The organism is Niveispirillum sp. (assembly GCF_017996735.1).
Lineage (GTDB): Bacteria > Pseudomonadota > Alphaproteobacteria > Azospirillales > Azospirillaceae > Niveispirillum.
Genome location: NZ_JAGOGJ010000074.1, coordinates 17,915 through 29,212 on the forward strand (window position 1 = coordinate 17,915; position 11,298 = coordinate 29,212).

Annotated in this window: 8 protein-coding genes; 7 read left to right on the forward strand and 1 reads right to left on the reverse strand. The window is 65.0% G+C overall.

What is annotated here, in order from left to right; translation table 11 throughout:
• Positions 1 to 69 precede the first annotated feature (69 nt).
• The 7 genes from purT to KBA48_RS20715 all read left to right on the forward strand — a co-directional run bounded on the left by purT (position 70) and on the right by KBA48_RS20715 (position 10,409).
• On the forward strand, positions 70 to 1,242 hold the full coding sequence (gene purT, locus KBA48_RS20685; protein ID WP_292909899.1) for a formate-dependent phosphoribosylglycinamide formyltransferase: 1,173 nt from the start codon (positions 70 to 72) through the stop codon (positions 1,240 to 1,242).
• Positions 1,242 to 2,459: an MFS transporter gene (locus tag KBA48_RS20690; protein WP_292909901.1), complete on the forward strand. Its 1,218-nt coding sequence runs from the start codon at positions 1,242 to 1,244 to the stop codon at positions 2,457 to 2,459. The genes purT and KBA48_RS20690 overlap by 1 nt, the downstream gene beginning before the upstream one ends.
• A 1-nt stretch (position 2,460) precedes the next feature.
• Entirely contained in the window at positions 2,461 to 3,402 is a 942-nt protein-coding gene (locus tag KBA48_RS20695) for an AEC family transporter (RefSeq protein WP_292909903.1), read from the forward strand.
• A gap of 212 nt (positions 3,403 to 3,614) precedes the next feature.
• Positions 3,615 to 4,892, forward strand: a complete 1,278-nt coding sequence (locus tag KBA48_RS20700) for an efflux RND transporter periplasmic adaptor subunit (protein WP_292909905.1) — start codon at positions 3,615 to 3,617, stop codon at positions 4,890 to 4,892.
• Positions 4,893 to 4,918: 26 nt separating this feature from the next.
• On the forward strand, positions 4,919 to 8,008 hold the full coding sequence (locus tag KBA48_RS20705; RefSeq protein WP_292909907.1) for an efflux RND transporter permease subunit: 3,090 nt from the start codon (positions 4,919 to 4,921) through the stop codon (positions 8,006 to 8,008).
• A 213-nt stretch (positions 8,009 to 8,221) separates the two neighbouring features.
• Entirely contained in the window at positions 8,222 to 8,569 is a 348-nt protein-coding gene (locus KBA48_RS20710; RefSeq protein ID WP_292909909.1) for a RidA family protein, read from the forward strand.
• A 217-nt stretch (positions 8,570 to 8,786) separates the two neighbouring features.
• Positions 8,787 to 10,409: a fumarate hydratase gene (locus tag KBA48_RS20715; RefSeq protein WP_292909911.1), complete on the forward strand. Its 1,623-nt coding sequence runs from the start codon at positions 8,787 to 8,789 to the stop codon at positions 10,407 to 10,409.
• 52 nt (positions 10,410 to 10,461) lie between these two features.
• On the opposite strand, the gene KBA48_RS20720 is transcribed toward KBA48_RS20715, so the two are convergent.
• Positions 10,462 to 10,998, reverse strand: a complete 537-nt coding sequence (locus tag KBA48_RS20720) for a PadR family transcriptional regulator (protein WP_292909913.1) — start codon at positions 10,996 to 10,998, stop codon at positions 10,462 to 10,464.
• Positions 10,999 to 11,298: the final 300 nt, after the last annotated feature.

The following is an 11,298-nucleotide window of genomic DNA, read 5'->3' on the forward strand; positions in this document are numbered from 1 at the left end:
CTTCGACCTTAGGGTCAAGGCCCAAGGGGGGCGCCTTGGGACGGGCAGCCCGGAAGATATAGGTGGGCCATGCCATTCACGGCGAAGATCCTTCTGCTCGGCTCCGGTGAGCTGGGGCGCGAATTTGTCATTTCCGCCAAACGCCTGGGCGCGCAGGTCATCGCCTGCGACGCCTATGACAATGCGCCGGCCATGCAGGTAGCCGACGGGCGCGAGGTCTTCCCCATGCTGGATGGCGACAAGCTGCGCGCCGCCGTGGAGAAGCACCGGCCGGACTTCATCGTGCCGGAGGTGGAGGCCATTCGAACCGAGATGCTGGCCGAGTTGGAAGGCGAGGGGTTCACGGTGGTGCCGTCGGCCCGCGCCACGCAGATGACCATGAATCGCGACCGTATCCGCGAACTGGCGGCCGTCGATCTGGGCCTGCGCACCAGCAAGTACCGCTATGCCGAGAGCTTCGACGAGGTGAAGGCGGCGGTGGCGCATACCGGCCTGCCCTGTGTGATCAAGCCCGTCATGTCGTCATCGGGCAAGGGCCAGAGCACGGTGAAGGAAGAGGGCGCGCTTGAGGCCGCCTGGAATTACGCCGTCGCCAACATGCGCGGTGACCGGGCCAAGGTGATCGTCGAGGAATTCATCCCGTTCGAGTACGAGATCACCCTGCTGACCGTGCGCACCAAGGACGGCATCGTCTTCTGCCCGCCCATCGGCCATCGCCAGGAACGCGGCGATTACCAGGAAAGCTGGCAGCCCATGGGCATGCGGCCCGACCTGTTGCAGGATGCGCAGGACATGGCGGCCAAGGTTGTCAACGATCTGGGCGGTCACGGGATTTTCGGGGTGGAATTCTTCGTGACCAGGGACGAGGTCATCTTCTCCGAACTGTCCCCGCGCCCGCATGATACGGGCATGGTCACGCTGACCTCGCAGAACCTGTCGGAATTCGACCTGCATGCCCGTGCCATCCTAGGCCTGCCCATTCCGGTGGTGGAATTGTATGGCCCCTCGGCCAGCGCCGTGATCCTGGCCGACCGTGACGCGCAGGAATTCGCCTTCACCGGTCTGGCCAACGCCCTGTTCACGGGGCGTCCGGATCAGGCGGTCGATGTGCGCCTGTTCGGCAAGCCGACCACGCGGCCCTATCGCCGCATGGGTGTGGCCTTGGCGCGCGGGACCGATACGGACGAGGCGCGGGCCACCGCGCAGGAGGCCGCGTCCCGCATCCGCATCGATTACATGTGATGATGGACGCCCCGTCGTGGTTCAGCGTCCTGGCCGGCGTCCGGATCGGAACGCCGGAATTCCGCCGGGTCTCCCTGGCGCTGTTCGCGGCGGGCTTTGCCACCTTCGCCCTGCTGTACCATGTGCAGCCCCTGTTGCCGCTGCTGGCCGACAGCTTTCAGGTCGCACCGGCGGAGTCCGCTCTGGCTCTGTCTCTTGCCACCGGTTTCCTGTCGTTCTCCCTGCTGCTGTCCGGTGCGCTGGCCGATGTGTTCGGGCGCAAGCCGGTGATGGTGGCATCCCTGGCCCTGTCGGCGCTGCTGACCGTGGTGACGGCCGTCATTCCGTCCTGGCACGGGCTGCTGCTTGCCCGCGCCCTGTTCGGGGTGACGCTGGCGGGATTACCGGCCGTGGCCATGGCCTATCTGGGGGAAGAGATGCACCCCACGGCGCTTGACCGCGCCATGGGGCTGTATATCGCCGGATCGGCCATGGGCGGCATGGCGGGTCGGCTGGTGACCGGCGTGGTGGTTGATTTCCTGCCCTGGCAGGCGGCAACCATCGGCATCGGGGCGCTGGGGCTGGCCTCTGCCTTCGCCGTCTGGCGGTCCTTGCCGGTGTCGGCGGGATTTGTCCGGCGCCCGGCAAGGCTGGGGTCGATGCTGCGGGCCCTGACGCTGCCGCTGGGACGGGGGGACCTGAGCCTGCTGTTCGTCCAGGGCTTCCTGCTGATGGGCGGCTTCATCACCATCTTCAACTATCTGGGTTTCCGGCTTCTCCTGCCGCCCTTCAACCTGCCGCAATCGGTGGTGGCGCTGATTTTCAGCGCCTATCTGCTGGGCATGGGCTCGTCTTCCTCCGTGGGCCGTCTGACGGCGCGATGGGGACGGCCACGCGTGATGGCGGCCGGGGTGCTGGTCATGGCGGCGGGTGTCGGACTGACTCTGTGGGACAGTCTTTACACGGTCGTGCCCGGCATCGGCCTGATGACCTTCGGCTTTTTCGGTGCCCATTCGATTGCCAGCGGCTGGGTCGGCGCCCTGGCCCCGGCCACCGGCAAGGCCCAGTCATCCTCCATCTATCTGTTCTCCTATTATCTGGGGTCCAGCCTTGTCGGCGCGGCGGGGGGCATCGTCTGGGCGGCGCTGGGCTGGGGCGGGCTGGTGGCCGTGGTGTCGGGCATGCTGGCCCTGTCGCTGATGTTCATCGCCCTGCTGGCCCGCCGGGGACGGGAGTGACATGGACACGATCCTGAATATCATCCTGCCGGTCTTCGGGTTGGTGGCTGTCGGGTTCATCGTGGGACGGCCGCCGGTCTTTCCGGCGGATTTTGCCAAGTCGCTGTCGAACTTCATCTTCTATCTGGCGTTGCCCTGCCTGCTGTTCCGGTCCATGGCTGCACGCGGGCTGCCGCATGGCGATGAGATGAATCTGGTCGCCGCCTATTATCTGGCGCTGACCGGCGTCATGGTGGCCAGTTTCCTGTATGCCCGCTGGGTCTACCGGGAAACGCTGGGCGGGGCTGCGACCCTGATGCTGGGGGCCTGCTTTTCCAACACGGTGCTGGTGGGGGTGCCGCTGATGCTGGCGGCGTTCGGGCAGCCGGGGTTGCAGCAGATGCTGCTGCTGGTCACCGGTCACGCCGCCTGGCTGATCGGTATCGCCACCGTGCTGGCCGAGGCGTCCAGGGCAGGGCAGGGCGGCGGCCCCCTGCGCATCGCGGGGCAGACGCTGATGGCGCTGGTGAAGAATCCCGTGATCATCGCCATCCTGTCCGGTCTGGCCTTCGGTGCCGTGGGCCTGCGCATTCCCGCCCCCGTCGACAGCGCCATGCGTATGCTGGGCGACGCGGCGGTCCCCTGTTCACTGTTCGCGCTGGGTGCGAGTCTCGTCGGTTTGACGGTCACTGACCTTCTGGGGCGAACATTGTTCATGACCCTGGTGAAACTTTTCATCCTGCCGGCGGCGGTGTTTGTTTCAGGCCGTTACATATTCGACCTGCCGCCCCTGACCCTGGCCGTGGCGGTCACTACGGCAAGCATGCCCAGCGGCATGAATGTGTTTCTTTTCGCGCAGCGTTACGAGACCCATGTGGCGCGCACCGCCAGTTCCACGATGTTGACCACTTTATTTTCAGCCCTGACCACCGGTTTCATCATCGATATTTTCCGCGGCCCCTGAAATGCTGGCTTTCTGCAGGGATGCAGGCCAGTGCCCGCAATAATTCGTTACATCCGTGAAACCATGTGTGACTTTCCGCCACAATCTTCCGCATGTAATGTCCGGCGATAGGACGGGGGGAACGTTGTTCATCGCAGGGGGCGATGAACCGCGATGGATCGCCCTCGCCCGGAAGCCGCGCCCGCTGTCGCGGCCCGACGATGGTGAACGATATGACGGTGCAGCCTCTTCACACCCGCCCTGGCCCTGACGGTGGCGATAATCGGCCCAATCTTCCGGGTGGCCAGCGCTGGACCCCGCCGGGCGGCCGCCGCCCGTCGAAGCTGAAATGGATTCTGCTGGGCGCGGTTGCCGTGGCTGTGATCGGCGCCGGTGCCTATATCGCCTTGAAGCCCAAGTCCGGTGCTGATGGCAAGCCGGTGGCGGGGGCCGAAGGCGAAAAGGACAGTTCGTCCATCCTGACCGTCACCACCGTGAAGGCCACGCCCAGTGATGTGCCGCGCCTGTTGATGGTGACGGGGTCGCTGGCTGCCTGGGACGAACTGCCGATCGGTACGCAGACCTCCGGTCTGGCCATCACTGAAGTGCTGGTGGATGAAGGCGACAAGGTCAAGGCTGGCCAGTTGCTGGCCCGTTTCGACGACAAGGTGCTGCGCGCCGACCTTCTGTCGAAGGAAGCCTCGCTGCGCGAGGCCCAGGCGCTGGCCACGGAGGCCGATGCCAATATCCGCCGTGCAGAAGAACTGGCCCGCACCGGCGCCATCTCCACCCGTGACCTGGATGCCCGCCGGTCCAATGCCCTGACCACCAAGGCCCGTGTCGGCGTGGCCGAGGCCGCGAAGGTCCAGGCGATCGCCCGTTTGGCCCAGACGGAGGTGCGCAGCCCCACCGACGGCACCATTGCCAAGCGCAATGCGCGCCTGGGGGCGGTCATGTCGGCGGGTGGAACGGAACTGTTCCGTATCATCCGCGACGACCGTGTGGAATTGCTGGCCGAGGTGCCGGAGATCGACCTGCGCCAGTTGGTCGTGGGGCAGACGGCGGAACTGTCGGCGGTCGATATCAATGGCAAGCCCTTCATCGGCACCATCCGCATCATTTCCCCGGTCGTGGACACCAAGTCGCGCATCGGCACGGTCAAGATCGATGTCCCGCATGACCCGTATCTGCGCCCCGGCATGTTCCTGACCGCCAAGGTCCGCACGGGCATGCAGAGCGCGCCGGTCCTGCCGGAAGAGGCCGTGGTCTATCGCGACGCCAAGAGCTGGGCCGTCGTGGTCGATGCGGCCAAGGACGACAAGGGCCACCACACGGTGACAGCCCGCGAGGTGCAGACCGGCCCGCGTGACGGCAGCCGCCTGGCCATCCTGTCCGGCGTGAAGCCGGGTGAGGATGTGGTGCTGACCGGCGCCGGTTACCTGAAGACCGGTGACAAGGTGATCATCACCGAAGCCCCCACGGACAAGATCAACCCGCTTCCCGCCAACTGACGACCGCCAGCAGAAAGGCACCGGACATGAGCCGTGGCAATATTTCGGCGGTCGCCATCCGCCACCCCGTTCCACCCATCGTGCTGTTCATCATTCTCACGCTGGCGGGTCTGATCGCCTTTGTGAAGATGGACATCACCGGCAATCCCGACATCGACTTTCCCATCGTCAATGTGGGCGTGTCGCGTCCGGGTGCCGCCCCGTCGGAACTTGAACAGGAAGTGACGAAGAAGATCGAGGATGCGGTGTCCAACATCACGGGCATCGATCACGTTTCTTCCAACATTACCGATGGCTATTCGAATACCACCATCGAATTCAAGATCGGCTACAACACCGACCGCGCCGTCAATGACGTGCGCGACGCGGTCAGCCGCATCCGCTCCGACCTGCCGCAGGATATCTACGAACCGCAGGTGCAGCGTCTGGACGTGACCGGCGACGCTATCCTTTATTATGCCGTCACCTCCACCCACCGCACCGTCGAACAGCTTTCCTGGCTGATCGACAGCGATCTGGCCCGCACCCTGAAGCGCGTGAATGGCGTGGGTGAGGTGGAGCGCCTGGGCGGGCAGAGCCGGGAGATCCGCGTCAATCTCAGCCCCGAACGCATGATGGCGCTGGGCGTCACGGCGGGCGAGGTCAATTCGCAGCTCATGCAGCTCAATGTCGACATGCCCGGCGGGCGTGGCGAGATCGGCGCCGCCGAACAATCCATCCGCACCCTGGGCCGGGCCCAGAGTGTTGAGGAACTGCGTACTATTGAAATCGCCGTTGCCGGCGGGCGCAAGGTGCGCCTGTCCGACATCGCCGACGTTGTGGATGGCACCTCTGAACTGCGCGGCGTGTCCCGGCTGGACGGCGTACCCACGGTCGGCTTCGCCATCAGCCGCTCGCCCAATTCATCGGAAGTGACCATCGCCAAGGGCGTGGACGCGGCCATCGAGCAGTTGAAAAAGGACTATCCGGACCTGACCTTCACGCTGATCATCTCCAACGTGAAGTTCACGGTGGACAGCTATTACGCCTCAATCGAGGCGCTGGTGGTCGGTGCCATTCTGGCGGTGGGCGTGGTCTGGTGGTTCCTGCGCGATATGCGGGCCACGCTGATCTCGGCGCTGGCCATGCCGCTATCGACTATCCCGACCTTCCTGGTCATGAACTGGTTGGGTTTCACGCTGAACGGCGTCACCATGCTGGCTCTGGCGCTGGTGGTCGGCATCCTGGTCGATGACGCGATCGTGGAGATCGAAAATATCGTCCGCCACATCCGCCAGGGCAAACGCCCCTATGAGGCGGCGCTGGAGGCGGCGGACGAAATCGGCCTGGCCGTGGTGGCGACCACCATGACCATCGTTGTCGTGTTCCTGCCCGTGTCCTTCATGCCGGGCATTCCGGGCCAGTTCTTCAAGTCCTTCGGCATCACGGTGGCCGTGGCGGTGATGTTCTCGCTGCTGGTCGCCCGTCTGCTGACGCCGCTGATGGCCGCCTATTTCCTGAAGCCGTCGCAGCCCGAGGATCATGAAGCGGGCCCCTGGACGCACAGATACCTGAGGCTTCTGGACTGGTGCATCACCCACCGCTGGAAGACCATCATGGCGGGCTCGGGTTTCTTCATCCTGTCGGTGATGCTGACCTTCACCCTGCCGTCTGGCTTCATGCCATCCCAGGATATCGGTTTCTCGAATCTGCAGATGGAAATGGCGCCGGGCGTCAATCTGGAACAGATGGATGCCGCCGTGCAGCGCGCCGCGACCATCCTGAAGGCCCAGCCGGAGGTGGAAACCACCTGGGCGCGCGCCGGTCGCGGCGGTCAGGTGCGTCGCGGGTCGATCATTGTCCTGCTGAAGGCGCGCTCGACCCGCGTCCATCAGAAGGATTTCGAGACCCGCATCCTGCCCGAATTGCAGAAGATCCCCGGCGTGCGCTTCTCGTTCAACTCCACGGGTGGCTTTGGCAATCGTGACGTCTCCATCATGTTGACGTCGGAAAACGGCCCGCTGCTCGACAGTCACGCCAACAAGGTGCTGACGGAGATGCGGTCCCTGCAGATCCTGAAGAACGTTACCTCGACGGCGGCCCTGCAGCGTCCCGAAATCCAGATCAGGCCCATGTTCGAACGGGCCGCCGAACAGGGGGTGTCGGTGATCTCCATCGGTCAGGTGGCCAAGGTGGCCACGCTGGGCGAGATCGATACCAACTCCGCCAAGTTCAATCTGGGTGACCGTCTGGTGCCGATCCGCGTGCAACTGGAACAGAACGCGCGCGGCGACCTGGATACCATCTCCAATCTGCGGGTGCGCACTAATACTGGCGCCACCGTTCCGCTGTCGGCCGTGGCCAACCTGGAGATGGGGTCGGGCGCCGTACAGATCGACCGCTTCGACCGCGCCCGCCGCATTTCCGTACAGGCCGACCTGAATGGTGCCGAACTGGGTGAGGCCATGAAGGCCATCAACGCCCTGCCGTCCATGGCCCATATGCCCTCCGGTATCTCCAAGCCGAACTATGGCGGGTCCGAGCAGTTGGAGATCATGATGATGGGCTTCGCGGTGGCGCTGGGGACCGCGTTCCTGCTGATCATCGCCGTGCTGGTCCTGCTGTTCCATAACTTCTTCCAGCCGGTGACCATCATGACGGCGCTGCCCCTGTCGCTGGGCGGGGCGGTGGCGGGGCTGCTGTTGGGCAACATGGCCCTGTCCATGCCGGCCCTGATCGGTATCCTGATGTTGATGGGTATCGTGACCAAGAACTCCATCCTGCTGGTCGAATATGCCATCGTGGCCATGCGCGACCATGGGATGGGCCGGCGTGAGGCTCTGCTGGATGCGGGTGCCAAGCGCGCCCGCCCCATCATCATGACCACCATCGCCATGGTGGCCGGCATGGTGCCCATCGCGGCCGGCTGGGGCGCGGATACGGAGTTCCGTCAGCCCATGGCCGTGGCCGTGATCGGTGGCCTTATCACCTCGACCGCGCTGTCCCTGGTGTTTGTGCCGACCATGTTCACCCTGATGGACGATATCCAGAAATGGATCGGGCCGAAACTGGGCCGGATGCTGACCAACCGGGAACCGGAACTGCCGCTGCGGCCGCAGGCGGTGGACGGCGAATAACCCCAGGCATCGAGATATTGAAAGGATTACGCCCGGACGGCCCCCGTCCGGGCGTAATCTTTTTACGCATTTCGGGGGCGATCTTGTAACAAGCGGCATGGGCTGCATGACTGGCATTTGCCGCGATCGCTTGCGGGGCGTGCCGCTTGCCCCTATCCCGGCATCTGCCGGCCGCCATTGCGAGCGGCCCTGACTTAAGAAGGAACCTGATCGGTGAGCATCGTCCGTCTGCATCCCGGCCGCCGCATGAGCGAAGCCGTCATCCATGCCGGCACCGTCTATCTGGCGGGCCAGGTGGCCACCGATACCGGCGCCGACATCAAGGGCCAGACGGCCCAGGTCCTGGCCCAGATCGACACCCTGCTGGCCGAGGCCGGTTCGTCCAAATCCAAGATCCTGTCGACCACCATCTACCTGTCCTCCATCGGCAACTTCGCCGCCATGAACGAGGTGTGGGACGCCTGGGTCGACCAGTCTAATCCCCCGGCCCGCGCCACGGTCGAAGCCCGCCTGGCCGCCCCCGGCTATTTGGTGGAAATCGTCTGCATCGCCGCTGTCTGATGCATGATCGCTCAAGCGCCGGGCGCCACCGTCCGGCCGCTTGGCGTGCGCGACCATGGGGTCGCGGGCCGGCAGCCGCCGGCCTTTGGCAGTCATTTCCCTGACGGCCACCCGACGCGACCAACGGCCCTCTGGCGGGGGCTGTTGGCTTGCGCTATCTGAACGACCATCAACGGCGGACCCCGGCCCGCCGCCCCCGAAAGCCCCGGAGCCAGAAATGCCCGATGATGTTGTGAAGCAGAGCTTCAGCCTGTTCCCCCTGGGTGCCGACACCACGCCCTATCGCAAGCTGACCAGCGATTATGTCTCCACCGTCGAATTTGATGGAGAGACCGTGCTGAAGGTGGAGCCGGAAGGGCTGCGCCTGCTGGCCGAAGCCGCCTTCATGGACATCAACCATTTCCTGCGCCCCGGCCATCTGGGCCAGTTGCGTGCCATCCTGGAAGATCCCGAGGCATCGCCCAACGACCGTTTCGTGGCGCTGGACCTGCTGAAGAACGCGTCGATCGCCGCCGGCGGCATCCTGCCCATGTGCCAGGATACGGGCACGGCCATCATCATGGGCAAGAAGGGCCGCAAGGTCTGGACCAAGGGCGCCGATGAGGCCGCCCTGTCCGAGGGGGTGGCGGATGCCTACCGCAAGCGGAACCTGCGCTACAGCCAGGTGGCCCCGCTCTCCATGTATGAAGAGAAGAACACCCGCACCAATCTGCCCGGCCAGATCGAGATCTTCGCCGAGGGTGAGGACGCCTACAAGTTCCTGTTCATGGCCAAGGGTGGCGGGTCGGCCAACAAGACCTTCCTGTTCCAGGCCACGCCCTCGGTACTGGCGCCCGACCGTCTGATCCCCTTCATTGAGGAGAAGATGGCCTCGCTGGGCACCAGCGCCTGCCCGCCCTATCACCTGTCGGTGGTTATCGGCGGCCTGTCGGCCGAACAGAATCTGAAGACGGTGAAGCTGGCCTCGGCCCGCTATTATGACAGCCTGCCGACCCAGGGGTCGGAGAGCGGCCACGCCTATCGCGACCTGGAGATGGAGCAGGCCCTGTTCAAGGCCGCCCAGGGGCTGGGCATCGGGGCGCAGTTCGGCGGTAAGTATTTCTGCCACGATGTGCGCGTCATCCGCCTGCCGCGTCACGGTGCCTCCATGCCCATCGGAATCGGCGTTTCCTGCTCGGCCGACCGTCAGGCGCTGGCCAAGATCACCAAGGACGGCATCTATCTGGAACAGTTGGAAACCGATCCCGCCCGCTTCCTGCCGGAAGTGGATGAGGCGGCGCTGTCGGGTGAGGTGGTGAAGATTGACCTGACCCAGCCCATGGATGAAATCCGCAAGGTGCTGAGCCAGTATCCGATCCGCACACGCGTTTCGCTGACCGGCCCGCTGATCGTGGCGCGCGACAGCGCCCATGCCAAGCTGCGCGCCCTGCTGGATGCCGGCCAGCCGCTGCCCGACTATTTCAAGAACCACCCGATCTATTATGCGGGTCCGGCCAAGACGCCGGAAGGCTACGCTTCGGGTTCCTTCGGGCCCACCACGGCGGGCCGCATGGACAGCTTTGTCGATCAGTTCCAGGCGGCGGGTGGCTCCTTCGTCATGCTGGCCAAGGGCAATCGCTCGCCTTCCGTCAAGAATGCCTGTCAGAAGCATGGCGGCTTCTATCTGGGCTCCATCGGTGGCGCCGCGGCCCGTCTGGCCCAGGATTGCATCAAGAAGGTTGAATGCATCGCCTATCCCGAACTGGGCATGGAAGCCATCTGGCGCATCGAGGTGGAGGATTTCCCCGCCTTCATCATCACCGATGACAAAGGTAACGACTTCTTCGACGCCGCGAAGTGACAACAGACCGCGCCCCATCCACCCGGATGGGGCGTTTTGTATTTCAGGGCATTCAGTCCGGTGGAGGGGACAGCAGCGCCAGCGCCTGTTCGCAAAACGCGGCTCGATGCCGCTCATACTCAATGCCGGCTTTCAGGACCAGATGGCGCAGTTGCTGGGCGCGGTCGGTCGGGGGTGGCGTGAAGTCCCGCTTCTCGATGGCCTGGTAGGTTTGCAGCCGGTCGCGGTGATGCCGGGCCAGTTCAGCCAGATTGTCCGGCAGGGCGGTCGGGCCGATGACTGCGTCCGCCCGTAGCCTGACCATCATCTCGTCGCGGATGGGCAGGGGGACTTGGCTCTCGGCCGTCCAGCGCGCCAGTTCCGCGGATCCCGCCGGTAAGACCCGGTAGGTGCGTTTGCGTCCTCGTGCGCCGTCCACGGCCTTGCCCTCGATCCAGCCCGCCGCCTCCAGCCGCGCCAGCTCGCGATAGATCTGCTGATGCGTGGCCTGCCAGAAATAGCCGATGGAACGGTCGAAGCGTCCCGCCAGTTCGGACCCGGCGCAGGGACGTTCGATCAAGGCGGTCAGCAGGGCGTGGGGCAGAGACATGCGGGTGTTCCGTTTCAGATGGCGGGGCCGTGCTTACCCTCACCCTCCCAAGCCCTGGCGGGCTTGGGCCCCTCCCTCTCCCACTTTCGTGGGCGAGGGGCGAAATCCGGCACAATTGCAAGTTCCGCTTCCGCCCCTCGCCCGCCTGCGGGAGAGGGAGGGGCCCGCCCGCGTCAGCGGGTGGGAGGGTGAGGGAGACCAAGGTACCCGCCCGCATCAGCGGGTGGGAGGGTGAGGGAGACCAAGGTACCCGCCCGCATCAGCGGGTGGGAGGGTGAGGGAGACCAAGGTACCCGCCCG

What these genes read in the sequence shown, in the direction of transcription:
- purT (WP_292909899.1), top strand. Translation starts at nt 70, where the DNA reads ATGCCATTCACGGCGAAGATCCTTCTGCTCGGCTCCGGTGAGCTGGGG.
- KBA48_RS20690 (WP_292909901.1), top strand. Translation starts at nt 1,242, where the DNA reads ATGATGGACGCCCCGTCGTGGTTCAGCGTCCTGGCCGGCGTCCGGATC.
- KBA48_RS20695 (WP_292909903.1), top strand. Translation starts at nt 2,461, where the DNA reads ATGGACACGATCCTGAATATCATCCTGCCGGTCTTCGGGTTGGTGGCT.
- KBA48_RS20700 (WP_292909905.1), top strand. Translation starts at nt 3,615, where the DNA reads ATGACGGTGCAGCCTCTTCACACCCGCCCTGGCCCTGACGGTGGCGAT.
- KBA48_RS20705 (WP_292909907.1), top strand. Translation starts at nt 4,919, where the DNA reads ATGAGCCGTGGCAATATTTCGGCGGTCGCCATCCGCCACCCCGTTCCA.
- KBA48_RS20715 (WP_292909911.1), top strand. Translation starts at nt 8,787, where the DNA reads ATGCCCGATGATGTTGTGAAGCAGAGCTTCAGCCTGTTCCCCCTGGGT.
- KBA48_RS20720 (WP_292909913.1), bottom strand. Translation starts at nt 10,998, where the DNA reads ATGTCTCTGCCCCACGCCCTGCTGACCGCCTTGATCGAACGTCCCTGC.